The organism is Hoeflea sp. 108, assembly GCF_000372965.1.
Classification (GTDB): Bacteria; Pseudomonadota; Alphaproteobacteria; order Rhizobiales; family Rhizobiaceae; genus Aminobacter.
The window spans coordinates 2,825,211-2,852,122 of the sequence record NZ_KB890024.1; the positions used below are offsets into that span (position 1 = coordinate 2,825,211).

26 protein-coding genes are annotated in these 26,912 nt (G+C 63.8%); 17 read left to right on the forward strand and 9 right to left on the reverse strand.

The genetic code is table 11. The annotated features are described in order from the left end of the window. Window positions 1-28: 28 nt before the first annotated feature. From B015_RS0114015 to B015_RS0114025, 3 genes are read left to right on the forward strand one after another with little or no spacing between them, the layout of a single operon-like run. Complete coding sequence (locus B015_RS0114015) at window positions 29-976, forward strand: ABC transporter permease (RefSeq protein WP_018428338.1); 948 nt, start codon at window positions 29-31, stop codon at window positions 974-976. After that, window positions 973-1,842, forward strand: coding sequence for an ABC transporter permease (locus B015_RS0114020; RefSeq protein WP_018428339.1), 870 nt, complete (start codon window positions 973-975; stop codon window positions 1,840-1,842). Before B015_RS0114015 ends, B015_RS0114020 begins: the two co-directional genes overlap by 4 nt. Beyond that, window positions 1,839-3,458: a dipeptide ABC transporter ATP-binding protein gene (locus tag B015_RS0114025; protein WP_018428340.1), complete on the forward strand. Its 1,620-nt coding sequence runs from the start codon at window positions 1,839-1,841 to the stop codon at window positions 3,456-3,458. The genes B015_RS0114020 and B015_RS0114025 overlap by 4 nt, the downstream gene beginning before the upstream one ends. A gap of 93 nt (window positions 3,459-3,551) precedes the next feature. Here B015_RS0114025 and B015_RS0114030 read toward each other — a convergent pair whose 3' ends face one another. Beyond that, window positions 3,552-3,983 carry a TerB family tellurite resistance protein gene (locus tag B015_RS0114030; RefSeq protein WP_018428341.1) on the reverse strand — a complete coding sequence of 144 codons (432 nt, stop codon included), beginning with the start codon at window positions 3,981-3,983 and terminating at the stop codon, window positions 3,552-3,554. Between the two features lie 152 nt (window positions 3,984-4,135). On the opposite strand from B015_RS0114030, the gene B015_RS0114035 reads away from it, so the two are divergent. The 3 genes from B015_RS0114035 to B015_RS0114045 all read left to right on the forward strand — a co-directional run bounded on the left by B015_RS0114035 (window position 4,136) and on the right by B015_RS0114045 (window position 6,318). Continuing rightward, complete coding sequence (locus B015_RS0114035; protein ID WP_018428342.1) at window positions 4,136-4,921, forward strand: TSUP family transporter; 786 nt, start codon at window positions 4,136-4,138, stop codon at window positions 4,919-4,921. Window positions 4,922-4,981: 60 nt separating this feature from the next. Continuing rightward, complete coding sequence (locus B015_RS0114040) at window positions 4,982-5,818, forward strand: helix-turn-helix transcriptional regulator (RefSeq protein WP_018428343.1); 837 nt, start codon at window positions 4,982-4,984, stop codon at window positions 5,816-5,818. A gap of 80 nt (window positions 5,819-5,898) precedes the next feature. Next, a complete protein-coding gene (locus B015_RS0114045) occupies window positions 5,899-6,318 on the forward strand; it encodes a VOC family protein (RefSeq protein WP_040456758.1) in 420 nt (139 codons plus the stop codon). Window positions 6,319-6,324: 6 nt separating this feature from the next. On the opposite strand, the gene B015_RS0114050 is transcribed toward B015_RS0114045, so the two are convergent. Then, entirely contained in the window at window positions 6,325-7,794 is a 1,470-nt protein-coding gene (locus B015_RS0114050) for a cobyric acid synthase (RefSeq protein ID WP_018428345.1), read from the reverse strand. Window position 7,795: 1 nt separating this feature from the next. Continuing rightward, on the reverse strand, window positions 7,796-8,401 hold the full coding sequence (locus B015_RS0114055) for a dimethylsulfonioproprionate lyase family protein (protein WP_018428346.1): 606 nt from the start codon (window positions 8,399-8,401) through the stop codon (window positions 7,796-7,798). 116 nt (window positions 8,402-8,517) lie between these two features. Between B015_RS0114055 and B015_RS0114060 the strand changes: the two genes are divergently transcribed. Together B015_RS0114060 and mmsB are read left to right on the forward strand one after the other, a co-directional pair. Then, window positions 8,518-9,684: an isobutyryl-CoA dehydrogenase gene (locus B015_RS0114060; RefSeq protein ID WP_018428347.1), complete on the forward strand. Its 1,167-nt coding sequence runs from the start codon at window positions 8,518-8,520 to the stop codon at window positions 9,682-9,684. Window positions 9,685-9,792: 108 nt separating this feature from the next. Continuing rightward, window positions 9,793-10,677 carry a 3-hydroxyisobutyrate dehydrogenase gene (gene mmsB / locus B015_RS0114065; RefSeq protein ID WP_018428348.1) on the forward strand — a complete coding sequence of 295 codons (885 nt, stop codon included), beginning with the start codon at window positions 9,793-9,795 and terminating at the stop codon, window positions 10,675-10,677. A 351-nt stretch (window positions 10,678-11,028) separates the two neighbouring features. Here mmsB and B015_RS0114070 read toward each other — a convergent pair whose 3' ends face one another. The 3 genes from B015_RS0114070 to B015_RS0114080 form a co-directional block, all read right to left on the reverse strand. Then, on the reverse strand, window positions 11,029-11,400 hold the full coding sequence (locus tag B015_RS0114070; protein WP_040456220.1) for a hypothetical protein: 372 nt from the start codon (window positions 11,398-11,400) through the stop codon (window positions 11,029-11,031). Window positions 11,401-11,514: 114 nt separating this feature from the next. Next, complete coding sequence (locus B015_RS0114075; RefSeq protein ID WP_026227273.1) at window positions 11,515-11,925, reverse strand: carboxymuconolactone decarboxylase family protein; 411 nt, start codon at window positions 11,923-11,925, stop codon at window positions 11,515-11,517. Between the two features lie 54 nt (window positions 11,926-11,979). Beyond that, window positions 11,980-13,359 carry an aspartate aminotransferase family protein gene (locus tag B015_RS0114080; RefSeq protein ID WP_018428351.1) on the reverse strand — a complete coding sequence of 460 codons (1,380 nt, stop codon included), beginning with the start codon at window positions 13,357-13,359 and terminating at the stop codon, window positions 11,980-11,982. A 321-nt stretch (window positions 13,360-13,680) separates the two neighbouring features. Between B015_RS0114080 and B015_RS0114090 the strand changes: the two genes are divergently transcribed. Continuing rightward, window positions 13,681-14,058 carry a hypothetical protein gene (locus B015_RS0114090; protein WP_018428353.1) on the forward strand — a complete coding sequence of 126 codons (378 nt, stop codon included), beginning with the start codon at window positions 13,681-13,683 and terminating at the stop codon, window positions 14,056-14,058. A 200-nt stretch (window positions 14,059-14,258) separates the two neighbouring features. Then, complete coding sequence (locus B015_RS0114095) at window positions 14,259-14,636, forward strand: hypothetical protein (protein WP_018428354.1); 378 nt, start codon at window positions 14,259-14,261, stop codon at window positions 14,634-14,636. Window positions 14,637-14,699: 63 nt separating this feature from the next. Here B015_RS0114095 and B015_RS0114100 read toward each other — a convergent pair whose 3' ends face one another. Further along, window positions 14,700-15,842 carry an MFS transporter gene (locus tag B015_RS0114100; RefSeq protein ID WP_018428355.1) on the reverse strand — a complete coding sequence of 381 codons (1,143 nt, stop codon included), beginning with the start codon at window positions 15,840-15,842 and terminating at the stop codon, window positions 14,700-14,702. A 259-nt stretch (window positions 15,843-16,101) separates the two neighbouring features. Here B015_RS0114100 and B015_RS0114105 point away from each other — a divergent pair, with 259 nt between their 5' ends. The 4 genes from B015_RS0114105 (at window position 16,102) to B015_RS0114120 (ending at window position 22,129) form a co-directional block, all read left to right on the forward strand. Beyond that, complete coding sequence (locus B015_RS0114105; protein ID WP_018428356.1) at window positions 16,102-17,679, forward strand: trimethylamine methyltransferase family protein; 1,578 nt, start codon at window positions 16,102-16,104, stop codon at window positions 17,677-17,679. Window positions 17,680-17,688: 9 nt separating this feature from the next. After that, entirely contained in the window at window positions 17,689-18,072 is a 384-nt protein-coding gene (locus B015_RS0114110) for a RidA family protein (RefSeq protein WP_018428357.1), read from the forward strand. Between the two features lie 49 nt (window positions 18,073-18,121). Beyond that, entirely contained in the window at window positions 18,122-20,695 is a 2,574-nt protein-coding gene (locus tag B015_RS0114115) for an FAD-dependent oxidoreductase (RefSeq protein ID WP_026227274.1), read from the forward strand. Between the two features lie 81 nt (window positions 20,696-20,776). Further along, window positions 20,777-22,129 (forward strand): Xaa-Pro peptidase family protein, encoded by a 1,353-nt coding sequence (locus B015_RS0114120; RefSeq protein WP_018428359.1) that lies wholly within the window; start codon window positions 20,777-20,779, stop codon window positions 22,127-22,129. Between the two features lie 99 nt (window positions 22,130-22,228). On the opposite strand, the gene B015_RS0114125 is transcribed toward B015_RS0114120, so the two are convergent. Beyond that, on the reverse strand, window positions 22,229-23,029 hold the full coding sequence (locus tag B015_RS0114125; protein WP_018428360.1) for a PhnD/SsuA/transferrin family substrate-binding protein: 801 nt from the start codon (window positions 23,027-23,029) through the stop codon (window positions 22,229-22,231). 47 nt (window positions 23,030-23,076) lie between these two features. Beyond that, entirely contained in the window at window positions 23,077-24,087 is a 1,011-nt protein-coding gene (locus B015_RS0114130) for a fatty acid desaturase (RefSeq protein WP_018428361.1), read from the reverse strand. Window positions 24,088-24,304: 217 nt separating this feature from the next. Here B015_RS0114130 and B015_RS0114135 point away from each other — a divergent pair, with 217 nt between their 5' ends. The 3 genes from B015_RS0114135 to bmt all read left to right on the forward strand — a co-directional run bounded on the left by B015_RS0114135 (window position 24,305) and on the right by bmt (window position 26,901). Beyond that, window positions 24,305-25,153, forward strand: coding sequence for a helix-turn-helix transcriptional regulator (locus B015_RS0114135; protein ID WP_018428362.1), 849 nt, complete (start codon window positions 24,305-24,307; stop codon window positions 25,151-25,153). Window positions 25,154-25,221: 68 nt separating this feature from the next. Continuing rightward, a complete protein-coding gene (locus B015_RS0114140; protein ID WP_018428363.1) occupies window positions 25,222-25,824 on the forward strand; it encodes an urea carboxylase-associated family protein in 603 nt (200 codons plus the stop codon). Window positions 25,825-25,884: 60 nt separating this feature from the next. Then, the gene (gene bmt / locus B015_RS0114145; protein ID WP_040456760.1) at window positions 25,885-26,901 is read left to right on the forward strand and encodes a betaine--homocysteine S-methyltransferase; all 1,017 of its coding nucleotides are present in this window, start codon (window positions 25,885-25,887) and stop codon (window positions 26,899-26,901) included. Window positions 26,902-26,912 lie beyond the last annotated feature (11 nt).

The window sequence follows — 26,912 nt, forward strand, 5'->3', positions numbered from 1 at the left end:
GCGGTGTTTTCTCGGGCAGTTTGAGCCAATGACCGCATACCTGCTCAAACGCCTGTTGATCGGAGCTGCGACCCTCGTCGTCGCCTCGGTCGTGGTGTTCCTGATGCTCGAGGTGGTGCCTGGCGACCCTGCCCGGCTGATGCTCGGCATGAACGCCAGCGATGCCCAGGTCGAACTGCTGCGCGAGCAGATGGGGCTCAACCAGCCACTCATCCTGCGCTACCTCGAATGGATCCGCGGCCTGCTGCAGCTGGATTTCGGCAAGTCCTACACCTACTCGGTGCCGGTCATCGACCTGATCAGGGAAAGGCTCGTCGTCTCGCTGCCGCTTGCGCTGATCTCGCTGACACTCTCGACGTTGATCGCAATCCCCGTCGGGCTGTTCGCCGCCGCCCGGCGTGGCAAACCTGCCGACACAGCCGCGATGGCCGCAGCACAGGTGGGGGTCGCCATGCCCAATTTCTGGTTCGCGCTGCTGCTCGTCTACATCTTCGCCGTCTGGCTACGGCTTGTTCCGGCGGGCGGCTTCCCAGGCTGGAGCGCAGGCATGTGGCCAGCGCTCAAGGCGCTCATCCTGCCGGCGGTCGCACTTGCCTTGCCCCAGGCCGCGATCCTCAGCCGCGTTACCCGCGCCGCCCTGGTCGAGGTGCTCGGCGAGGACTACATCCGCACCGCCCGCGCCAAGGGCATGCCGATGCGGGCAGTGCTCTGGCGCCACGCCCTGCGCAACGCCATGATCCCGGTGCTGACAATCATGGGCCTGCAATTCGCCTTCCTGCTCGCCGGCACCATCATCATCGAAAACGTCTTCTACCTGCCCGGGCTCGGCCGGCTGGTGTTCCAGGCCATCACCCAGCGCGACCTGATCGTGGTGGAAAGCGTGGTCATGCTGCTGGTCGCGACCGTCGTGGTGGTCAATCTGCTCGTCGATCTCTCCTATGCGCTGGTCGACCCGCGCCTGAGGACACGGCAATGACCGGCGCCGTCACCCACCAACAGCATAGCTGGAGCGGCTTCATCAGGCGTGCCTTGTCCAACCGTTCTTTCGTCATCGGGCTTTTCATCACGCTCATCGTCGTTGCGATGGCTGTGATTTCGTTTTTCTGGACGCCGTTCGACGTCGCCAAGCTTGTCGTCGCCGACCGCATGCAGCCGCCCTCCTCCGAGCACTGGTTCGGCACCGACCATTTTGGCCGCGACGTGGCGTCGATGATCATGATCGGCTCGCGCAATTCGATTGCCGTGGCGCTGGTCGCCGTTGGCATTGGCATGGGCATCGGCGTGCCGCTGGGCTGCTGGGCGGCCGCGCGCGGCGGCTGGGTCGACGAGGTGCTGATGCGCTTCAACGACGTTGTCTTCGCTTTCCCCGCCCTGCTCTCGGCCGTCATGATAACAGCCGTCTTCGGACCCGGTGCGATCAACGCCATCATCGCCATCGGCATTTTCAACATTCCTGTCTTTGCCCGCGTGGCGCGTGCCGGCGCGCTGTCGATCTGGCCGCGCGAATACATCCTTGCGGCCCGCGCCGCCGGCAAGGGCCCCGCACGCATCACCGTCGAGCATATCCTGCCCAACATCGCCAACCTGCTGCTGGTCCAGGGCACTATCCAGTTCGCGCTCGGCATTCTGGCCGAGGCCGGCCTGTCCTATGTCGGGCTCGGCACTCAACCGCCGATGCCGAGCTGGGGCCGCATGCTGTTCGATGCCCAGACGGTGATGATGGTGGCGCCGTGGCTCGCTTTGTTCCCCGGCTGCGCCATCCTGCTCACCGTGCTTGGCCTCAACCTGCTCGGTGACGGCATTTCCGACATCTTCGATCCGCGCGCGAGGCGTCGCGCATGAGCCTTCTTGCGATCGAAAAGCTGCGCCTGAAGATCGGCAACCAGCTTGTGCTGAACGACGTGGACATGTCTATCGCGCCCGGTGAGGTGATGGGGCTCGTGGGCGAGTCAGGCTCGGGCAAGTCGATGACCGCGCTTGCCGTCATGCAGCTCGCACCGGCCAACGCCCGCATCAAGGGGCGCATCACCTTCGACGGCACCGAGATCCTCAATGCGACCGAACAGCAGATGTGCGCGCTGCGCGGCGACGATATCGGCATGGTGTTCCAGGAGCCGATGACGGCCTTGAACCCGGTGAAGACGATCGGCGCACAGGTCGCCGAGGGCATCAGATGGCACACCCGGGCCAGCCGCGCCGAGGCGGAAGCGCTTGCGCGGAAGATCCTTGACCGCGTCGGCATGCCAGAACAGAAATTTCCGCTGTCGCGCTATCCGCACGAACTATCGGGCGGCCAGCGCCAGCGTGTGGCGATTGCCATTGCCTGCGCGCTCAAGCCCAAGCTTTTGATCGCCGACGAGCCGACGACCGCACTCGACGTCGTGTTGCAGGCGCAAATCCTCGACCTGCTGCGAGAACTCGTCGCCGAGAACAAGATGAGCCTGCTGTTCATCTCGCATGACCTGGCCGTGGTCACCGAGATGGCCGACAGGATCACCATCCTGAGACAGGGCCAGGTGACCGAAACCGGAGACACGGCGCGTACGCTTTCGGAAGCCAGCCACCCCTACACGCGCCAGCTGGCGCTCGCTTCGATGCATATGCCGCTGCGGACCAAGCCTTATGTCGATGACAGCGAGAACCTGCTCGAGCTCACCAATGTGACGCGCGACTATCCCGGCCGACGCCGGTCGCTGTTTTCCAGGCCGGAGCCTGTGCGCGCAGTGGACAATGTATCGCTGACGATGAAGCCGGGCGCGTCGATTGCGCTGGTCGGTCGCTCCGGCTGCGGCAAATCCACGCTCGCTCGCATGATCCTCGCCCTCGACAAGCCGACCTCCGGCACCATCAGGTTCCGCGGCCTCGACATCACCAAGGCAAGCGACGATGAGTTGAGGCGTCCGCGCCGCAACATGCAGGTCGTCTTCCAGGATCCCTATGGCTCCTTCGACCCGCGCCACACGGTGGAGCGCCTGGTGGCCGAGCCGCTGTACCTGCTCGACCGGCGGCTCAACCGCAAGGAACGCCGTGAAATGGTCGCCAAGGCGCTGCACGAAGTCGGTCTTGGCCGTGCCGACATGGAGAAATACCCGCACGAATTCTCAGGCGGCCAGCGCCAGCGCCTGTCGATCGCCCGCGCCATCATCACCAGGCCAAAGCTCATTGTTGCCGACGAGCCCGTCTCGGCCCTCGACGTGTCGATCCGCGCCCAGATTCTCGATCTTTTCGCCGAGTTGAACCACCGCCTCGGCATCAGCTACCTGTTCATCACCCACGACCTGACCGTGGCGCGGGCCATCACCGACGACGTGCTGGTGATGCATGAAGGGCGCATCGTCGAGCGCGGCAAGACATCGGAGGTGCTCGACCACCCGCAGTCTGAGGCGGCCCAGGCGCTGGTTTCGGCAGCGCCTGACCTGCACCGGGCCATCGCCCGCCGCCTTCAGGAACAGGGGTAACCGGCCGCTTCGCAAGGGCGTGCCGGTGGCGCGCCTGAAGGGTAGCAGCAGGTAAACGCCGGGAAATGGGGGCCGGCCGGCGGCCTGGAAGCCCTAACCTGCCGGCTTCACCACATCGACAGGGCTGATGTCGAGCAGATCCATCGTGCGACGCAGCAGCTTCACCTCGTTCTCGGCAAGGTGCTTGTCGGCCTTGGCGAGGTCGGCCATGTGGCGGGCAAGAAGCTTGCGGCGCTCGACATCCAGGTCCTGGAACATGGCGATTGCCTGCGAGCCGTTGGTCTCGTAGCCAAAGTCGTTGAGATATTCGATCACCGCGTCGATGCTGCCCTCGGCGATGCCGAAGGACTGGGTGCAGATCCGACGGAAAACCGCCATCTCGCTTTCGCTCGCTACACCGTCGGCGAGGATCATGCGGAACAGCAAAAGCAGTTCCGCCGACAGCACCGGGTCTTCAGCCACCCTGCGCACGCCAGCGTCACCTTCAAACAGCGAACGAATCTGGGCCAGCAGTCCTGTCGCCATGCGAATCCTCTCCACGTCAGCGGTTGCTGTCTCCGATATAGAACAAAGTGGCTTGAAATACACTTGGCCCAACGGCTCGGCCACCGCCGCTATTGCACCGGCCGCCCGGCTGTGTTCGAAGGCGCCATCCTTCCCAGCCCAAGCCGGCGCAGATGTTTGAACTCTCCACCGATATCGTCCTCGTCCTCACTGCGGCCGCCTTCATAGCCGGCTTCATCGATTCGATCGCCGGCGGCGGCGGTTTGATCACCATCCCCGCTTTGCTGCTCGCCGGCGTGCCGCCGGTGGAATCGCTCGGCACCAACAAGCTGCAATCGCTGTTCGGTTCGGGATCAGCCACCATCAGTTATGCCGCAAAGGGTCACGTCGACATCCGCAAGCAGTTGCCCTGGGCTGCGGTTGCCTTTGTCGGCTCCGTGGCCGGCGCCTTGCTGGCGACCGTGCTGCCCGGCGACATCCTGCGTGTGGTGATGCCGATCCTGCTCGTCGCCATTGCCCTCTACTTCGCCTTCAAGCCGAACATGGACGATCTGGATCGCAGCGAGCGCATCTCGCCCTTCCTCTTCGGCATGACCGTGGTGCCCGCCATCGGCTTTTACGATGGCGTGTTCGGCCCGGGCACCGGCTCGTTCTTCATGCTCGCCTTCGTGGCGCTGGCCGGCTACGGCGTGCTCAAAGCCACTGCCCACACCAAGTTCCTGAATTTCGCCTCCAATCTCGGCGGGCTGGTCGCCTTCGCGTTCGTCGGCGCGGTCCACTGGAAGATCGGACTGTTGATGGGCGCAGCACAGTTCCTCGGCGCTAGGCTTGGCGCCCACATGGCCATGCGCAGCGGCGCCAAGCTGATCAAGCCGCTTTTGGTCTGCACCTGCGTGGCGCTGGCCATCAAGCTCCTGATCGACCCGACCAACCCATTGCGGGTAATGGTGGGCTTCTGACGCCGTTTTGACCGGCTCCTGTCGCTGAGTTACGTTTGCAGCTCCAGCGGAACCGGGCAAATGGCCAGCAGCGAGCCACAAGCGATCAGACCTGCCGATCATCCGGCAACTCAGGTCGAGATGATGCGGCGCGCGCCATCGCCGGTGCTGGCGGGCATCGTCACAGACCTCATCGGCTACCGTGAACTTGCCCCTGCTTACACTAGGCAGACGGAAGGTGCTTCGTTGACCGTGCCGCTCGTCATCAGCTTCGGCGAACCGTTCGCCATCGGCCTGAGCCGGACGCCCGGCAACAACGACCGTTTCGCCAGCTTTGCCTCCGGCCTCCATGCCGGACCTGTGATCATCGATTCCTTCGGCAGTTCGTGCTGCATCCAGGTCAATTTCACGCCATTGGGCGCGCGTCGCTTCTTCGGCATCCCGATGTACGAACTCGCCGATCGCATGGTCACGCTCGACGAAGTGCTCGGCCCGAATGGCAACGCGCTGCGTGAAAGGCTCGGGCAGGAAGCCGACTGGAGCCGCCGCCTGGACCTGACTGAATGCTACCTGGTCGAGCGCATGTCGAGCTCGCCGGCAGCCGCAGCCGACGTCGACTGGGCCATGGCAAGGATCGCGTCGAGCGGCGGTCGCATCCGCGTCGCGGCCCTCGCCAGCGAAATCGGCTGCAGCCGCAGACATCTGGCCGCCCGCTTCGCCGACCAGGTCGGCATCGGCCCCAAGGCGATTTCGCGCATCGTCAGGTTCAATCGCGCCGCGCGGATGTCCGATGACGTCGACCGCATCGGCTGGGCCGCTCTTGCCGCAGACTGCGGTTATGCCGACCAGGCGCATCTGGTGCGCGAGTTCCGCGAGCTGGCAGGCGCACCGCCGACGGTCCTGTTCGGCCTCGGCTGATCCGGTAACATTTGTTCAATACGGCAGAGCCGCGCTTCGGCAGATTGGGGCCTCCTCAACCCACCATGCAGGAGGTACAGATGCCCGCTCCCGAAGCTCCACGCATTTTCCCGACACTGCGCTACAAAGATGCCGCCGCCATGATCGACTGGCTCGGCCAAGCCTTCGGCTTCACGATCCATGCCAGGTACATGAATGGCGACGACGTCGGTCATGCCGAACTCGCCTTCGGGCATTCGATGATCATGATCGGCTCGTCGCGTCCGGATGGCTATGGCAGCATCGTTGGCGAACCCGGCCAGAATGGCGGCAAGTCGGTCTATATCGCGGTCGAGGATGTCGACGCGGTCTACCTCAGGGCAAGGTCCGCGGATGCGACCATTGTTCAGGAACTGGCCAACCGCGACTATGGCAGCCGCGAATTCATCTGTCGCGACCCGGAAGGCGACGTCTGGTGCTTCGGTACCTATTGGCCGAAGGTCGAAGCGCCAGCCGAATAGCCGCGGTCAGCGCGCTGCGGCGAAGATCGCATCACAATCGAGATGGCGCTCCAGCTCGGCGGCGATCTCGTCCAGCGCGCGCTCGACCTCGGCGCGGTAGTCGATACCGCCACCCTTGATGCCGAGGCTTTCGAGGAAACGCCCGCGAAACACATCGGCGCCGAACAACCCGTGCATATAGGTGCCGAACACCTTGCAGTCGGCCGAGGTGGCGCCATCCTCGACGCCGTTGACGATTGCAGCCGGACGCGAACAGTCCGGTCCGGTCGTACGGCCGAGATGGATTTCATAGCCCGTCAGCGGTGCGTCGAAGCGCAGCGAGCGTGCCTCGACATTGCGCACTGTCTTCTCCGGCTCCATGACAGTCTCGACGTCGAGCAACCCGAGGCCGCGCGTTTCGGTGACGCTGCCCTCGATGCCCAAGGGATCGCGCACCACCTGCCCAAGCATCTGGTAGCCGCCGCAGATGCCGACGATATGGCCGCCGCGACGGCGATGGGCCTCCAGGTCACGATCCCAGCCATTGTCGCGGAACATCAGAAGGTCGCCGATGGTCGATTTGGAGCCGGGGATCACCACCAGCCCGGCATCCTCGGGCAGCGGCTGGCCGGGCGGCACGAACACCACCTCCACCTGTGGCTCGGCCCGCAACGGGTCGAGATCGTCGAAATTGGAGATACGGCCGAGCATCGGCACCGCGACCTTCAGCGCCCGCTTTTCGCCGCCGGCGAGGCGTTCGAGGATCACCGAATCCTCCGACGGCAGCAGTGCTGCCGCCTTCAGCCACGGCACCACGCCGAAGCAGCGCCAGCCGGTGAAGCGGCCAATGGCGTCGATGCCCTCGTCGAACAGGCTGGCGTCGCCGCGGAACTTGTTGATGAGGTAGCCGACGATCATGCGCCGGTCATCGTCGGGCAGGATGAGATGTGTGCCGGCCACGGACGCGATCACCCCGCCGCGGTCGATGTCTCCGACCAGGATGACGGGTACGTCGGCGCGGGTGGCAAAGCCCATATTGGCGATGTCGCGTGGCCTGAGATTGATCTCGGCCGGCGAGCCCGCCCCCTCGACGATGATCAGGTCGGCGCCGTCGCCCAACTTCTCCCATGAATCGAGCACCGCCCCCATCAGCTGCGGCTTGAGCTGCTGGTAGTCACGTGCCTTGGCATGGCCAAATACCTTGCCCTGCACCACCACCTGGCTGCCGATGTCGCTCTGCGGCTTGAGCAAAACCGGGTTCATGTGGATGGACGGCTTGACCCCGCAGGCTATGGCCTGCAGCCATTGCGCGCGCCCGATCTCGCCGCCGCCCACCTCGCCTGGAAGATCGGCGACGGCAGCATTGTTAGACATGTTCTGCGGCTTGAACGGCCGGACGCTGAGGCCGCGGTTGCGCGCGGCCCGGCACAGTCCTGCCACCAGCACTGTCTTGCCGACGTCGGAGCCGGTGCCCTGGAGCATGATCGCTTTCGCCATGTCAGGCTCCCGTCGCAGAGATTGTCGAGCGTTGCGCCAATGGGCCGCCGCGCCAGAGATAAAGCGCCAGAAGCGGCTCGTTGCCCGTACGCATCGCATGGCTGACATTGGAGGCGTGGTGAACAATCTCGCCTGCCGAACGCAGGCGGAACGGCTCACCGCCCATGCGCCAGCAGGTGCCGCCTGACAGCGGGATGTAGAGCTCTTCGGCAAGGTGGTGATGGTCGGGATATTCGACATCGGGGCCAAGGACCAGAAAACCCGCCGCCAGTTGCTCATTGGCGAAATGGCCACGCGTGCCAAAGAGTTCGACCCAGCCATAGTTGTCGATGAAATGCTGACCGAAATCGGCTGCCGTGTAGGTCTGTCCCCAGCGCAGTTCGTCGCGATGCCTGGCCAGCAACTCGGTCAGTGGCCGCGTTGCATCCGATGCAAGAATGATGGCGCGATCGAGGAGGACCGAACATGCGACGGCATTCGGCTCCAGTGTCCGGGCAGGCATCGACCAGTCGATTTCGGCCAGAAAGCTGGTCACAACAGGGTTGGCGCTGCAGTCTTGCAAATAGCTTCGAAACGCCGCCAGCAGCTCATCAAAATTTGTCGTCACGTCGCTTCCCGCATATGCATTTGCGCACAGCCGCTCTGTCAGTCATCGGGTTGCGCGGCCGCATCATTGGTCTAGATTGAACTTCGCGCATAGCCAAAAACGTCAGGGAGGCCGACATGGACGCCGCAAACGAAGCGACTGCCGGTCAATTCGAACTCAACGAAGACCAACTGGCGATTCGCGAACTCGCAGGCAGCTTTGCCGCCGAGCGGGTGGCCCCTTTTGCCCTCGAATGGGACAAGGCCAAGACCTTCCCCGCAGATGTGATCCGTGAGACCGGCCCGCTCGGCTTTGGCGGGCTCTATGTCAGAGACGATGTCGGCGGCTCGGCATTGACCCGGCTCGACGCGGTGCTCGTCTTCGAGCAGCTGGCACAGGCCTGTCCCGGTTTTTCGTCGTTCATTTCCATCCACAACATGGCCGCGTCGATGATCGACCGCTTCGGCAACGAGGAGCAGCGCCAGCGCTTCCTGCCCAAGCTGATCTCGATGGAATGGCTGGCAAGCTACTGCCTGACCGAACCCGGTTCCGGCTCCGACGCCGCCGCCCTGCGCACTCGCGCCGTGCGTGACGGCGACCACTACGTCATCAACGGCGCCAAGCAATTCATCTCGGGCGCCGGCGACAGCGACATCTATGTTGTCATGGTGCGCACCGGCGTCGATGGCCCCAAGGGCATCTCGACCATCGTCGTGCCCAAGGACGCGCCGGGCCTGTTCTTCGGCGCCAATGAACACAAGATGGGCTGGCACATGCAGTCGACGCGGCAGGTGATGTTCACCGATTGCCGCGTGCCGGTCGAGAACCGGCTGTCCGACGAGGGCGCGGGCTTCGGCATTGCCATGGCAGGCCTCGACGGCGGCCGGCTCAACATCGCCGCATGCTCGGTCGGCGGCGCCCAGTCGGCACTGGACAAGGCACTCGCCTACACTGCCGAACGCAAGGCCTTCGGCCAGACCATCGACCGCTTCCAGGCGCTGCAGTTCCGCCTCGCCGACATGGAGACCGAACTGCAGGCCGCCCGCCTGTTCCTCTATGCGGCCGCCTCGAAGCTCGACCGCAAGGCGCACGACGCCTCGAAATGGTCGGCCATGGCCAAGCGCTTCGTCACCGACACTGGCTTCGACGTCGCCAACAACGCGCTGCAACTGCTCGGCGGCTACGGCTACCTGCACGACTACGGCATCGAGAAGCTGGTCCGCGACCTGCGCGTCCACCAGATTCTCGAAGGCACCAACGAGATCATGCGCGTCATCATCGCCAGGCATCTGATCGGGAGATAGCGAAGGGCGAATAGGGAATAGAGCAAGCTGAACGTAAGCCGTCGCTGTCCTCCCAGCCCTCTTTCTATTCGCCGTTCGCTACTCCCTTCTCACCGGAGGAACCACCCAATGACAACTGTCGCCTTCATCGGTCTGGGCAACATGGGCAATCCCATGGCGGCCAATCTCGTCAAGGCCGGCCATGCCGTCCACGGTTTCGACCTGATGCCCGAGCATCTGGAGACGGCCAGGAGCAACGGCGTCGTGGTCATGGCCAATGCGGTCGCGGCGGTCAAAGACGCCGACGTCGTCATCACCATGCTGCCGGCCGGCAAGCATGTGCTGTCAGTCTACGAAGACATCGCGCCCAAGGTGAAGGAAGGCGCGCTGCTCATCGACTCCTCGACCATCGACGTCGATTCCGCCCGCAAGGCTCACGCCATTGCAGCCAAGCACGGCCTGCTCTCGGTCGACGCTCCCGTATCCGGAGGCACCGGCGGCGCGACCGCGGGAACGCTGACCTTCATGGCCGGCGGCGCCAAGGCAGCCTTCGATGCGGCCGAGCCGGTGCTGAAGCCGATGGCCGGGCGCATCGTCCATTGCGGCAACGCCGGCGCCGGCCAGGCCGCCAAGATCTGCAACAACATGATCCTCGGCATATCGATGATCGGCGTGGCCGAGGCCTTCGTGCTGGCCGAGAAGCTCGGCCTGTCGCACCAGGCACTGTTCGACGTCGCCTCGACCTCGTCAGGCCAGTGCTGGTCGCTGACCTCCTATTGCCCCGTGCCCGGCCCGGTGCCCAATTCGCCAGCCAACCGCGACTACCAGCCGGGCTTCGCCGCGGCACTGATGCTCAAGGACCTGAAGCTGTCGCAGGAGGCAGCCCAGCAGGCCGGTGCCGCGACCCCGCTCGGGGCAGAGGCAACGCAGCTCTATTCGCTCTTCGCCGGCCAGGGCCATGGCGGCACCGACTTCTCCGGCATCATCAAGTTCCTGCGCGGCGACGTCGGCTGACCGCGCCTCCAGGATCGAACAGCTTCCTGCGCGCCTGAATGACGCGCAGAAATACTCCTGTCGTCGAGGACAGCTATGTTCGGCGGCAAGTGCCGCCTGTCCTGCGCATCGATTAAGTCAAAAAAAGCTAAGATTTAGAATTGATTAAGCTCTCGATAACCGGGCGGTAACGATGTTCCGCTAAAACGGTTTGCAAGGCGGTCATCGCAGCCGCCGGCGCTCCGGATCAGGTATCGCGTACCGGAGCTGTAACCTTCGCGGGTCAGTTGCGAAGGGCCATGCGTTGAAAGTGGCAAAGCCGCGTTCCCGTCAGGGGCGCGGTTTTTGCGTTCAGCCCCTATCTCAGCTTTCTTACCCGCCTGCCTTTGTCGAAAGGCGCCGGAAGTTCGCCTTGACCCTCTTACTGGCCGGGCGAAGGGCCGCCGTGACCGAACGTTGTGCCGCCACGCCATTCAGCACCGACGGCGTCTTGCCGGAAAGCACCTCCGGCCAGAACTGCATCGCCGACTGGAAATAGGACATCTGGGCAGCAACCATGCCCTCGGCAATGGCCGCCGTCTTTTCCGTGACTGCCGCAAGGCTCTCGCCTTTCAGCACTCTGCCGCTGTGGGCCTCGGTCGCCATGACCGGCAGCCGCATCGCCATCACCATCGGCGCCAGCATCAAGCTGCCGGCAATGGCCGTCGACTGCCGCTGCGCCTTCATCGCCTGGTGTCTTTTCATGCGAAAGGCACTCCTGCTGGGCAACAGGCCCGCCTCGATCGCCAGTGGCGGTCGAGAATTATTGTGCAGTGCACAATATATGCCACAAGCCTGTCATGAACAAGCAGGAAGCAATCAGCCTTTGGGCTCGAAGGCGGCATCGACGGGCGGACGCAGGCCGTTGGCGAGCCTGTTCGTCTCGTTGGCCATGCCGACGACCGCGAGCAACTCCATCAGCTGCGCCTCGCTCAGGCCCTTGGCGCGCGCCGAAGCGGTGTGCGAATATGTGCAATACTCGCAGCCATTGGTCGCCGAAACCGCGATGTAGATCATTTCCTTGACGAGCGGATCAAGCGCGCCCGGCGCCATCACTTCCCGCAGCGTGTCCCAGGTGCGCTTGAGCAATGCCGGGTCATGCGCCAGCACCTTCCAGAAATTGTTGACCCAATCGACCTTCCTGGTTGCCATGATGTCGTCATAGACGGCGCGAACGGCTTCGTTTGCCTGCTCGTACTCGATCAATGGCACGATCGGTTTTCCGCTCATCATTTCCTCCCTGGTTGGAAAAGGCCGGGCAGGTTGCCCTGCCCGGCCCCGTAATCAGGCCTTCCTCAGATCGCGCTCGGCAAGGTCGAGCGCTTTCACGATGCGATCGCCGGCCATGTCGATGGTGGCGCGGGTCCAGATCAGCGGCGGCGACAGGATCATCGAGTCGCCGGTCGCCCGCATCATCATGCCATTGGCAATGGCGTGATCGCGGACAACGACGGCAGCACTGCCACCGGGCGAAAACCGCTCCTTGGTCGCCTTGTCCTTGACGATCTCGATGGCGCCCATCAGGCCGACCGACCGTACCTCGCCAACGAGGCCGTGACCGGCGATACGATCCTTGAGCATCTGGGCGAAATACGGGCCCGTATCGTTCTTGACGCGCTCGACCAGGCCTTCGCGCTCGATGATCTCGAGGTTCTTGAGCGCGACCGCACAGGCGACCGGATGACCGGAATAGGTGTAGCCATGGTAGAACTCGCCACCCTTGTCGACCAGCGTAGAAGCAATGCGATCGCCGACCAGCAGAGCCGACAGCGGCTGATAACCCGAGGTCAGCGCCTTGGCGGTGGTGATGGTGTCGGCCTCGATGCCATAGGTCTGGGCGGCAAACCATTCGCCGGTGCGGCCGTAACCGGTGATGACCTCGTCGAGCATCAGCAGCACGTCGTGCTTGCGGCAGATGCGCTGGATTTCAGGCCAATAGCTCGCCGGCGGAATCTTGACGCCACCGGCGCCCATGATCGGCTCGCCGATGAAGGCAGCAACGTTTTCCGCACCTGCCTCCAGGATAGCATCCTCGACCGACTTTGCGGCACGCAGGCCGAAATCATGGTCGCTTTCGCCCGGCAGCGCCAGTTCGTAGGCATAAGGCATCATCACATGGACGATGTTGGGCACTGCGCCGCCAAGCTGGTGGTGCATGCCGTCCATGCCGCCGAGCGAGGTGCCGGCGACAGTCGAGCCATGATAGGCCATCTTGCGCGAGATGATGCGGTTCTTCTGCGGCTTGCCCTCGAGCGCCCAGTAGTGACGGACGAGCCTCAGCGCAGTGTCGTTGGATTCGGAACCCGACGAGCCATAGAATACCTGGTTGATGTTCTTCGGCGCCAATTCCGCGAGCTTCTTGGACAGCAGCACCGGCGTCGGCGTCGAGCATTTGAAGAAGGAGTTGTAGTAAGGCAGCTCCTTCATCTGCTGATAGGCAGCCTCCGCCAGTTCGGTGCGCCCGTAGCCGACATTGACGCACCAGAGGCCGGCCATGCCGTCGAGCAGTTCCGTCCCTTCCGAATCGTAGATGAACGGGCCTTCGGCACGGGTGATCATGCGCGAGCCGATGTCGCGCAGTTCCTTGTGGTCGGTGAAGGGATGGAGATGATGCGCAGCGTCGATCTGCTGAAGCTGTGTCAGCGAATAGTTCTGATAGGTCATTGGCTTGTGCCTTTCTCTTGAATCAATCCGGCAAGCGCCGGGGCGGATTCAAAGACGGCAAGGCGGCGAATAGCCGATGCGCGCGCAAAGACGCAGAAGCTCCGTATGCCGCGTGCGCGGCGACGGCTTCGATGCGGCCTCCTGCAGCGGAGTATGGGCGTTGAGCGCGCACATGACCACAGTCTAACCCGGCATTTCGCGACACGACAAGCACCGGCGACACCCTTTCGCGCATGCCCCGGAATACCAGCGCCTCCAGCTTCGTTGTCCTTGTGTGTGGCCGGCCTTTTCTGGCCGGTCTTCTGGATAGGGAGCACATCAATGAAAACGTTAGTCTCTGCACTTGCCATTCTGCTTGCCAGCGTGGCCGCCTCCTACGCGGCCGAACCTGCCAAGGTCATGGATAGCAAGGCCGGCAAGATCTACACCGATGCCAAGGGCATGACGCTTTACACCTTCGACAAGGACGCAAAGGACAAGTCGAGCTGCGAAGCCACCTGCGCCGAGAACTGGCCGCCGCTGAAGGCTGCAGCGGACGCCAAGGCCGAGGGCGAATGGACCCTCATCAAGCGCAAGGACGGCTCGCATATGTGGGCCTACGACGGCAAGGCGCTCTATACATTTGTCGGCGACAAGAAAGCCGGAGATATGGCCGGCGACGGCAAGGGCGGCGTCTGGCATGTAGCCAAGGCCAACTGATTTTTTTCCCTGCGCGGCGCCCTTCGGCTGCCGCGCAGGTTCGCCTAACCTCTCGTTCGGCTCCCGCTGTGCCTGCGCGCCCGCCGACAGGTGCCAGGCGTCTTCATCCCTCGTAGATCGGGAACACCGCCCCGGCAATAATCGTTATCGGGGGTGCGCCGGAATGTTCCCCGGCCACTGCAAAAAAGGGAGCGATCACGATGAAAACGATACTCTCGGCATTTGCAGTCTTGCTCGCAAGCTCGGCCGTCTCCTTGGCCGCCACCCCGGCCAAGGTGATGGACAGTCCGAGCGGCAAGATCTACGCCACAGCCAAGGGCATGACCCTCTACACATTCGACGAAGACGCCAAGGGCAAGTCCAATTGCGAGGCAACCTGTACCGAAACCTGGCTGCCCTTCAAGGCAGCTGCTGACGCCAAGGCCGAAGGCAAATGGACGATCGTCAAGCGACCGGACGGCTCCCATATGTGGGCCTACGACAGCAGGCCGCTCTACACATTTGCGCTCGACACCAAAGCCGGTGAAATGAAAGGCAACGACATGGGTGGAAAGTGGCACGTCGCCAAGGCTCAATGACCCGGCGCAAACCGCTGTCTTGGATTGCCGCCGCGTCGACCTGCCTACCCTTTCCCCGCTTCGCTAGCCTCCGCTGCGCTTGCGCGCCGCGGCCCGATAAAAGGCGAAGGCGAGCAAGGCCAGATTGAGGCTCAGCAGCACCGCCGGCAGGCCGATCGGTCCGAAGCTCTGCATCACCAGCCCGGAGCTCGGCGGGCCGACAATGCCACCCAGGCCCCACATGAGCGCGAACGCAGCATTTCCGGCAACGAGCAGACTGCCATTGAACCGGTTGCCAAGCTCGACCAGTGCCATGGTGTAGACGCCGTAGCCGACGGCTCCCATCACCACCAGCACAACCCAGATCAGCGGTGTATCGATCAGCAGCGGCAGCAGCACGGCGCAGGTTGCGGTCGCTGCGGCACAGAACAGGATCATCGTGCGCCCTCCGACCCGCTCGGCCATCAGCCCAAGCGGTATCTGCAGCAGGATGTTGCCCATCGACAGTGCCGTCAGCATGGCCGCAAGCATGGCTTCGGGCAGTCCATGAGCCGCGCCGAACACGGGCAGCAGCGAATAGGTGCTCTGCTGGTTGGCAGCAGAGACAAGAACGGCAAACAGCAGCGCCGGCGCGAGCGCCGCAAAGCCGAGCACGCCGCCCTTGGACTGGCCGTCCTCCTCGAAGCCCGACTGGACCGACATGATGCGCAGGACGGCGGCGCAGGCGAGGAAGCCGACGATTGCGATGACGAACGGCGTCCAGCCGGCCGTGCCGACGAAGGTCAGCACCAGCGGCCCGCTGGCATAGCCTATGCCCATCAGCGTGTTGAACACCCCCATGACGCGCCCACGCCGCGACGGTGGCGCCATCGACAGCGCCCACACTTCGCCAAGGATGTAGAGCGGGTTGATGACGACGCCGATCATGAAGCGCACGACGAACCAGGCGAACCAGTCCTGCAGATAGCCGATCAGCAGGAAGCAGACTGCAGCCGCAATCGAGCAGCACACTGCGAGCCTGCGCCCGCCGAACAGTCGCACCGCCGCCGGAACGAATGGCGCTGACGCGATCAGCCCCATCGGCATCATCGCTGCCGACAGGCCTATCATCGCCGGCGACATGCCCTGCTTCTGCATCAAAAGAGAAAACAGCGGATAGCTCAGCCCTTGGGCTGCGCCGAACATCGCAAGTGCTGCGGTGACGCCGACAAGCGGAGCCCACCTCAACGGCGGTTCGGCGGCAGTGGAAGCGGGAGAAGACAAGTTTGTCACCACGAGAATCGATCAGCGCCGATCCTACAGAGGGACGGCCATGTGCCGGATGCTTCACCACGACGGAGAACGTCGGTCCAGTCCCATTGGCCACAGTCCCCAACAGCCCACCGGCAATGTCGTTTCCCTCGCGCTACTGGTCGCCGCCACCGCAATGAGCTTCGCTGCCCCAGTCCATTATGCCCGCGATACTGAAGCTTGCCGTGAGGATTCCATGACCGTGGCCCTGCAAACAGCCGAACAGGCTCCCGCCTCCGACCGCGCTCGCCGTGGCGGCCGTGCCGGCAAGCGCGCCGGCGGCTCTCAGGCCTTCGAGCAGCCGCCATTCCGCCAGCTCAAGATTCCCTTCACACCGACCAAGCTGATCTCGGACGACGAGCTGGAATCGATCCATCTCGCTTCGCTCAGGGTGCTCAAGGAAATCGGTGTCGACGTTCTGCACGACGAGGCACGCCGCATCATGAAGGCGCATGGCGCCGACGTGCGCGACGGCTCCGAGCGCGTCCGCTTCGATTCCGACATGATCCTCGAGCTGATCTCGCATGCGCCGGCCGAATTCACCCTGCATGCCCGCAATCCGGCGCACAACGTACGCTTTGGCGGCAACAATTTCGTCATTTCGCAGATGGCGTCGGCACCCAACTGCTCGGATCTCGATCGCGGCCGTCGCCCGGGCAACCAGGCCGACTACCGCAATTTCCTCAAGCTCGCCCAGATGCACAACATCCTGAACACGACGGGCGGCTATCCGGTCGAGCCGGTGGATATCCACCCCTCGGTCCGCCACCTCGAATGCATCAGGGACCTCGCGACGCTGACCGACAAGGTGTTCCACATCTATTCGCTCGGCAAGGAACGCAATGTCGACGGCATCGAGATCACCCGCATCGCCCGCGGCATTTCCCGCGAGCAGATGATGGAAGAGCCCTCGGTCTACACCATCATCAACACCAACTCGCCGCTCAAGCTCGACGTGCCGATGATGGAAGGCATCATCCAGATGTCGTCGATGGGCCAGGTGGTGATCGTCACCCCCTTCACCCTGTCGGGCGCGATGGCGCCCGTCACCATTGCCGGTGCTTTGGTGCAGCAGAACGCCGAAGCGCTGTCCGGTCTCGCCTTCACCCAGATGGTCAAGAAGGGTGCGCCCGTGGGCTATGGCGGCTTCACCTCGAATGTCGACATGAAGTCGGGCGCGCCCGCCTTCGGCACCCCCGAATACATGAAGGCCCAGCTCGTCGGCGGCCAGCTCGCGCGCCGCTACAATATTCCCTACCGCACCTCCAACGTCTGCGCCGCCAACGCCGTCGACGCGCAGGCCGCCTATGAAAGCGTCTTCTCGCTGTGGGGCGCCGTCCAGAGCGGCGCCAACTTCATGCTGCACGGCGCTGGCTGGCTCGAAGGCGGACTGCGCTGCTCCTACGAGAAGATGATCCTCGACATCGACATGCTGCAGATGGTGGCCGAGTTCCTGACCCCGCTCGACCTGTCCGAGGACGCGCTCGCCGTCGATGCCATCCGCGACGTCGGCCCCGGCGGCCACTTCTTCGGCACGCCGCATACCCAGTCGCGCTACAAGAACGCCTTCTATTCGCCTGTGATCTCCGACTGGCGCAATTTCGAGACCTGGGCCGAGGCGGGCAGCCCGACCGCGGTGGAAAAGGCAAATCGCGTCTGGAAGGAGCGCCTCGCCTCCTATGAGGAGCCATGGATGGACCCCGCCATCCGCGAAGAGCTCAACGCCTTCGTCGACAAGCGCAAGGCCGAGGGCGGCGCGCCGACGGATTTCTAGGAGGGCTCTATGCACAAGCGCGAAATCAACTCGCCCGACGCTCCGCTTCCCGCCGGTGGCTACGCCCAGGCGATCGAAGTAACCAACAACGCCCGCACGCTCTACATCTCCGGGCAGATCCCCGTTGCCAAGGACGGCGCCATTCCCGACGACTTCGAAGGCCAATGCTGGCTCGCCTGGCGCAATCTCGAGGCCCAGTTGCACGCAGCAGGCATGAACCTCGACAATCTGGTCAAGGTCACCGTCTTCCTGTCCGACCGCGCCCATGCCCTCGATAACAGGCGCATACGCGCTCAGGTTCTCGGTGAGAGGAAAATCGCAATGACCGTGATCATAGCCGGCATCTTCGACGAGGCCTGGCTGCTCGAAATCGAAGGCGTCGCCACCGCCTGACGCGCGACCTTACTCCTGATTCATCTTACGCAAAACCGGACATAACCTTATGAAATCCCATGTGAAAGCAGTTGTCATCGGCGGCGGCGTTGTGGGCTGCTCGGTGCTCTACCACCTCGCCCGCGCTGGCTGGACCGACATCATGCTGATCGAGCGCTCGGAGCTCACCTCCGGCTCGTCCTGGCACGCCGCAGGCGGCTTCCACACTCTCAACGGCGACCCCAACGTCGCCAAGCTGCAGGCTTATACGGTCCAGCTCTACAAGGAGCTGGAGGAGATTTCCGGCCAGTCCTGCTCGCTGCACCTGACCGGCGGCGTGATGTTGGCCGATAGCCCGGAGCGCATGGACTTCCTGCGGCTCGCGCACGCCAAGGGCCGCTATCTCGGCATGGACACCGAGCTGATCACGCCCTCCGAAGCCAAAAAGATGTTCCCGCTGATGGACGAAAGGCACTTCGTCGGCGCCATGTGGGACCCGGTCGAAGGCCATCTCGATCCTTCGGGCACGACCCATGCCTACGCCAAGGCGGCGAAGAAGCTCGGTGCCGAGATCGTGCTGCGCAACCCGGTCAAGGAATTGACCCAGGATCCCGACGGCACCTGGAACGTCGTCACCGAACAGGGCACCGTCAGGGCAGAGCACGTCGTCAATTGCGGCGGCCTGTGGGCGCGCGAGGTCGGCCGCATGGTCGGCGTCGAGCTTCCGGTGCTCGCCATGGAGCACATGTATCTGCTGACCGAGCCGATGCCGGAGGTCGAGGCTTTCAACAAGGAAACCGGCCGCGAAATGATCGGCGTGCTCGATTTCAAGGGCGAGATCTACACGCGCCAGGAGCGCAACGGCATTCTGCTCGGCACCTATGAGAAGGCCTGCAAGCCGTGGTCGCCTGTCAACACACCCTGGGATTTCGGCCATGAACTGCTGGCGCCCGACCTTGACCGTATCGCACCGTCGCTGGAAATCGGCTTCCAGCACTTCCCAGGCATCGCCAACGCCGGCATCAAGCAGGTCATCAACGGCCCTTTCACCTTTGCGCCCGACGGCAACCCACTGGTCGGCCCGGTCCAGGGCCTGACCAATTATTGGGTCGCCTGCGGCGTCATGGCCGGCTTCAGCCAAGGCGGCGGCGTCGGTCTCGCGCTGTCGAACTGGATGGTCAACGGCGACCCGGGCTTCGACGTCTGGGGCATGGACGTCGCGCGCTGGGGTGAATGGGCCAGCCTGCGCTACACCAACGCCAAGGTCCGTGAGAACTATTCGCGCCGCTTCTCGATCCGCTTTCCCAACGAGGAGCTGCCGGCAGCCCGCCCTGCCCAGACCACCCCGCTCTACGACACCATGGTCGCCAACAACGCCGTCATGGGCGACAGCTGGGGCCTGGAGACGCCGCTATGGTTTGCCCCCAAGGGAACCGAGCCAAAGGACATCGTCTCCTTCCACCGTTCAAACGACTTCGAGCACATCGGCAATGAAGTGCGTGCCACGCGCGACCGCGTCGGCGTGACCGAGATCGCAAACTTCGCCAAGTATGAGGTGTCGGGCCCGGCAGCGGAGGATTTCCTCAACCGGCTGATGACCAACCGCATGCCGAAAAAGGGCCGCATTGTGCTGACGCCGATGCTGAACGAATTCGGCCGCCTGATCGGCGACTTCACCATCGCCAAGACGGGCGACGACAAATTCATGATCTGGGGCTCGTCGGCGGCGCAGAAGTACCACATGCGCTGGTTCGAGAAGCACCTGCCCAGCGATGGTTCGGTGCGCATCCACCGCTTCGACCAGACGCTTGTCGGCCTGTCCATCGCCGGCCCGAAGTCGCAGGCGCTGTTGCAGAAGCTCGTCGATGTCGACGTGTCGAGCAAGGCCTTCCGCTTCATGGATTTCCGCGAGATGGCCGTCGGCGGCGCGCCCTGCATGGTCAACCGCATCACCTATACCGGCGATCTCGGCTACGAGATCTGGATGGCGCCGGCCTATCAGCGCCTGGTCTACAAGGCGATCAAGGATGCCGGCGAAGAGTTCGGCATTGTCGATTTCGGCATGCGTGCGCTGCTGTCCATGCGCCTCGAAAAGAACTTCCCGACCTGGTTCCGCGAGCTCCGTCCGATCTACGGCCCGTTCGAAGGCGCGATGGACCGCTTCATCAAGCTCGAGAAGAACGACTTCATCGGCCGCGAGGCTGCCGCAAAGGAGCACGCCGACGGTCCGAAGCTGCGCCGCGTCTCCTTCTATGTCGACGCTGCAGATGCCGACGTGATGGGCGACGAACCTATCTGGGCCAGGATCGGAGCCAAGGACTACGGAACGATCGAAAAGCCGCATGGTTATGGCGCACCCCGCTTTGACGAGGCCGGCAAGGAAGTGCGCGGCTCGGACGCCGCCCGTGGCGCATCGGCGGTGCGCGGCATCGTCGACGGCGAATGGCGTGTGGTCGGCTGGGTCACCTCGGGTGGCTACGCCCACTATGTCGAGAAATCGATGGCTCAGGGCTACGTGCCGGCCGCACTCGCCGAAAACGAGGCGGAAGGCCTGTTCGAGATCGAGATACTCGGCCACCGCCGCCCTGCCCGCATCAATGTCGAGCCGCCATTCGACCCGAGCGGGGAGAAGATGCGGGGATAAGGCCTCAGGAGAACAGATGCGCTACGTCGCCCCCTTCTGTACTGCCGGACATCTCCCCCACAAGGGGGGAGATCCTCGCTGATGGACGCCTCAACGAAAGGCAAATTCGGCCGCCACCGCAAGATCATGCCGTTCGAGCCGGGCTCGGTGGAAGACCTGCGTGAGCAGGCCCGCACCAAGGCTGCCGGGCTCAACAGCCACATCCTTGGTTACGGCGCGCAAGCCGAAGCCGAATGGGCAGCAGCCGGGATCGCGGCGCCCGACATGCCGGCAATGCGCCAATACCGGCTGCAGCGCATCCGTGCCGAACTCAGGCGGCGCGGCTATGCCGGCGCCCTGCTCTACGATCCCGTCAACATCCGCTATGCCACCGACTCGACCAACATGCAGCTATGGGTGGCGCACAATCCGACCCGCCACTGTTTCGTCGCGACCGACGGCCCGGTGGTCCTGTTCGACTATTTTTCCTGCGAGCATTTGTCCGACCATTCCGGCATCGTCGACGAGGTTCGTCCGGCGGTGTCGTGGATGTATCTCTACAGCGGCGAGTTGACCGACATGAAGGTCGAGCGCTGGGCGCAAGGCATTGCCGACGTCGTCCGCGAACATGGCGGCGGCGCCAGGCGCATCGCCGTCGACCACCTCGACCATGAGGGCGTCGACGCTCTTGCCAGGCTGGGCATTTCGGTCGGCAACGGCGAAGCGGTGATGGAAAACGCCCGCCTGATCAAATCGCCGGACGAGATCCTGTGCATGCGCCGCTCAATCACAGCCTGCGAGGCGGCGATGGGCGAAATGGAGGCAGCACTTCGCCCTGGCATTTCCGAAAACGAGCTCTGGGCCGAACTGCATCGCGGCAACATCGCCCGCGGCGGCGAATGGATCGAGACCCGGCTGCTGGCATCGGGCCCGCGCACCAATCCGTGGTTCCAGGAATGCTCGTCGCGTGTTGTCGAGGCGGGCGACCTCGTCGCCTTCGACACCGACCTCATCGGCCCCTACGGTTTTTGCGCCGACCTGTCGCGGACCTGGCTGTGCGGCGATGGCGACCCCACTGATGAACAGCGCGAGCTCTACAGGATCGCCGCCGACCAGATCGCCTACAACACCGCGCTGCTGAAACCCGGCATCGGCTTCCGCGAACTGGTCGAGCGTGCAGCCGTGCCGCCGCCCGACTGCTATCCAGCGCGTTATGGCGTGCTGTTTCATGGCGTCGGCCTCGCAGACGAATATCCCACCCTACCCCATGCCTCCGACTGGACTGCCGACACGCCGGACGGTGTGCTGGAACCAGGCATGGTGGTCTGCGTCGAAAGCTATATTGGCCGCCTCGGCGGGCACGAAGGCGTCAAGATCGAGGAACAGATCCTGATTACCGAAACCGGCTACGAGCAGCTGTCGAGCTACCCGCTGGACAAGCGCCTGCTCGGTTAGCGGCCAGGACCAAAGGGCCGCGAAGCAAACCGCAGCAGGCTTTCGGAAGGCGCGCTCCGTTCATCGAAACACTGCGCGTCCATTCGGAGGCACAAAGCTCTAAGCCAGAAGCGCCTCTACAAGCACCCCGACGACAGCCTCCGGCGTTGTTCTGGAGGTGATATAGGGCAATCCCTTGCGCTTGGCCGTCCAGCCGACGACCACGACCTCTTTGGCGGCAGGCTCGAAACGCTGGGCCAGCGCCCAGCTCTGGCAATCGACGGTCGCGACATCGGCCCGCCCTTGGGCGATTGCCACGATCGACGCCCGGTGCCCGCCGCTTTCATGGAGATCAGGGAAGATCGCCAGACTCTCGCCCAGCGCGGCCAGATCGCGCGAAATGCCGACGTAGCCGGACATCGAATCATGGCTGTTGAAGGCAAAACGCTTGCCGCGCATCAGATCGAGCGGCACGGATGCTGCCTCGCCCCGAGGCGCCGGCACGTCACCGGCGACCACGCCACGCCGCATGACAATGGCGCTGGAATAGTCACCTCCGCGCCCGCCCTCGACGCCGTCATAGCTCGGTTGGCCGATGACGCGCACATCGCCGGCGAGGCCGGTTGTTTCCATCGGCCCCCAGCAGGTCTGGCCGAACAAGAGCCGCGGATGCCTCCAGAGCGTCGGCAGGTGGAGTTCGTCGGGCGGCAGCGTCGCAGGATCTGGCGCGACCAGTTCGCTTGCGGCGTTGCGGATGCCGCCGGAAACCGCTGGCATGTCGCCATTGCGCCTGACAACGGAAACGGGCGCATCGACGCCCATGACGTGCAGCCGGTCGCGCAGTTGCGCCCATCGGGCGTCGACTTCGGCCCGCATCTCGGGCCAGTCATACATGGGCAATGCGGCGATGAAGTCGCTCATGATGTCATTTCAGGCTTGAATGCAGATCAGGGCAAGCAGAACCGATATCATTCCTTCGGTGGTTCCGCTGGCACGGGAGCAGTGCCCAGGCCGTTGACGTTGCGCGCCCTGACACGCGGCGCAAATGCCCTGCCCGGCTCGGGCGCGCGGCGCAGTGCCGGATGGCAGACCGGCTCCTTGGCGCGGAACGCATAGGCGCGCACCAGCGACAGGTAGTTCGGATAAGCATAGCCCTTGTTGAGCTTGAGCCAGTGCTCGCGGCGTTCGCGAAACAGCGCCGGCAGCTTGTACCAGGCAACCGTCGGGCTCTTGTGGTGGACGAAGTGCAGGTTGTTGTTGAGGAACAGGATCGCCAGCGGCGAACGCTCGACGATGACAGTGCGCCCTTCCGGATGCTCCGACCACTGATGCTCGGCGAATGTACGGATCGAGATCAGCGAATGTCCGAGCCATACCGGCACCAGCACATAGAGCCAGAGCGGCAGGCCGAAGCCAAACTGGATCACCGGCAACACGATGGCGAGCCCTGCGGCGTGCAGCAGCCACGCCTTGCGGATGGCCTTGTCGCCAGCGGCAATCGCCTTGGCGTCGTCAATGAAGAAGCCGATGCAGGAGAGCAGCGGCCCGAGCACGAAGCGACCGGCCATGGTGTTGTTGACCTTGAGCACGAACTTCATCGCCTCCGGCAGGTCGTCGTGCTGCCACAGCGCCCGGTAGTAGCTCTCCGGATCGTCGAACGGGTCGGTCAGCTTGTCGTCGGCATGGTGGCGCAGGTGGATGGTCTTGAAGCGCCTGTAGGGCCACAGCAATCCGATCGGCAGCGAAACCAGCGCCTCGTTGAGGCGCGCGTTGCGCGTCGGGTGTCCGTGCAGCACCTCGTGGACCAGCGACGACTGCAGCCCAACCGTCAAAATCATCAGCGCCAGCGCCACCAGGGGATAGTTCGGCCAGATTAAGAAGCCCGCCACCAGCCACGCACCGTAACAGGCGGCGATGAGAAATACCGTCGGCCACTCGACCGCCGTGGCCGTGCCGCGCCTTTTGCCTCGCTGTGCCATGCTTATGCCTGCTGTCCCCGAATGCTGGAACCTAATGATTCCTGACATAATGTTGTCAGTAATCATGCGCTGCTTCAACGCGACAATGCGCACATAATGTTTACATTGCGCTGCTTAGGCCGCAGATGTTACACTTAGTAAACACACAGGACGATGAATCTATTTTCCGCAGGCAAACTTGCCCTCGGGGCAATTTGAATCCGGGAGGTGCCAGGGCATGGACAAACGCGATCTATCTGATGTCTTCAGGGAGCGCCTGCGCATCCTCGTGCAGCGCTCGGGCCAGAACCAGTCGGCCTTTGCCGCATCTGTCGGCATCGACCGCTCGGCGCTGTCGCAGCTTCTGTCAGGCACCACCACGCGCCTTCCGCGCGCCGAGACGCTGCTGACGATCGTCTCGGTCCACAAGGTGTCGCTCGACTGGCTGCTCGGCGTCAGCCAGGACGAAGGCATGACCGGCGAAATCCGCGAAAGCCTGGAGATCGAGGAGGCGTCGGGCGGCTTCGAGCGCACGCTCATCGCCAAATGGCACGCGGAAGCTGCCGGCACCAAGATCCGCTACGTGCCGGCGGGCATTCCCGATCTGCTGCGCACCGAGGCGCTGGTCGACTACGAGGCCGACATCTCTAACAAGAGCCGCGAGACGCAGGCCGGCGAGACCCAGTACCGCATCGACTACAACAGGCGCCCCGAGACCGACATGGAGGTCTGCATGCCGCGCCACACGCTGGAGATCTTCGCCCGTGGGCTCGGCGTATGGTCCGGTTTCCCCGATCGCCATCGCAAGGCGCAGCTGCGCCATATGGCCGATCTGCTCGACGACCTTTATCCGACATTCCGGCTGTTTCTCTATGACGGCCGCCTGCGCTATTCCGTCCCTTATACGATCTTCGGTCAGGCGCGTGCGGCCATCTATGTCGGCGACATGTATCTGGTGCTCTATGCGACCGAGCCGATCCGCACGCTGACCCGCCATTTCGAGCAGCTGATCCGCGCCGCCGACATCAACCCGCATGAGACGGCAGGTTTTGCCCGCAAGCTGGCGAACTCGTTCTTCACGAGTTGACCGCTTACCTCAGGCATAGTTGAAGTTCGCGCAACGATCCCGCAAGCCGCTCTCCAGAGGGAAAATCCGTGCACAGCATCGTCATCCCGCCGCAATCCGGCCGCGCCCTGCGCGTCAGCAAGGGCGAGCTTGTCCGCATCACCGATGTGAAGGGCCAGCAGGTGGCCGACCTCTGGGCATTCACATCGGACATGAAGGACTGGCTGAGCACGTCGAACACCCGCGACATCGGCGAACGGCTGTTCCCCAAGGTTGGCGAACATTTCTACGGCACGACGGGAAACAAGCTGCTGACGCTGATCGAGGACGCATCGCCGGGCCCGCACGACATGCTGTATCCGGCCTGCAACCATGCTCTTTACGTTCGTGCCGGATTCGACCAGCACCCCAATTGCCAGGACAATCTGCACGCCGCCCTCGCCTCGGAAGGCCTCGTCTTGCCCTTCACGCCGGATCCGGTCGACCTGTTCCAGAACTCACTGCCCCAGCCCGACGGCACGATCGACGTATTTGCCTCGATCAATCCGCCCGGCGGCAACGTCACCCTGCGCGCCGAATGTGACCTGCTGGTCGTGGTCACCGCCTGCTCGGTCGACCACTACCCGACCAACGGCGGCATCTGCACCGAGATTGCGGTCGAGGTGTTCGCCGGCGGCGACACCGGACATTGACGAGACATAAAGACTTCTTTATATCCTTATCCATCCTCCAGATAGATGAAAGCCGTCTCGATGACCGCCAATCCGATCGATGCCCTGCTTGCTGAAAAAGGCGTTCTGCTTGCCGACGGTGCCACCGGCACCAATCTTTTCGGCATGGGCCTCGAGGCCGGCGAAGCGCCTGAGTTGTGGAACGAGAGCGCGCCCGAGAAGATCGAGACGCTGCACCAGAAATTCGTCGACGCCGGCGCCGACATCATCCTGACCAATTCCTTCGGCGGTACGCGCCATCGCCTGAAGCTCCACCACGCCCAGGACCGCGTCTTCGAACTCAACAAGCGCGCCGCCGAAATCGCGCGTTCCGTCGCCGACAAGGCCGGCCGCAAGGTGATCGTCGCCGGTTCCGTCGGTCCGACCGGCGAGTTGCTGGTGCCGCTCGGGGCGCTGACCTACGACCAGGCAGTGGACGCATTCGCCGAGCAGATAGAAGGCCTGAAGGCCGGTGGCGCCGAAGTCGCATGGATCGAAACGATGTCCGCGCCGGACGAAATCCGTGCGGCGGCCGAGGCTGCCATCCGCGTCGGCCTGCCCTACACCTACACGGGCTCGTTCGACACCGCTGGCCGCACCATGATGGGCCTGTTGCCCAAGGACATCCATGCGGTGTCCGATGGCCTAACCGAGGCGCCGCTGGGCGTGGGCGCCAATTGCGGCGTCGGCGCCTCCGACATCCTGGCCTCGCTGCTCGACATGAGCGAAGCCAAGCCCGACGCCACCATCATCATCAAGGGCAATTGCGGTATCCCGGAATTCCGCGGCACCGAAATCCACTATTCGGGCACACCCGAGTTGATGTCGGACTATGTCCGCCTCGCGGTCGATGGCGGTGCGAAGATCATCGGCGGCTGCTGCGGCACCTCGTTCGAGCACCTGGCCGCCATGCGCAAGGCGCTCGACGCCCACAAGAAGGACGCGCGCCCGACCGTCGAGGCGATCATCGAGCGCATCGGCCCGATGCGCAACAAGCTTGCCGAAGCGAACGCTCCGGAAACGAGCGAAGGCCGCCGCGAGCGTCGCCGCCGCAGCTGAGACAATTCACT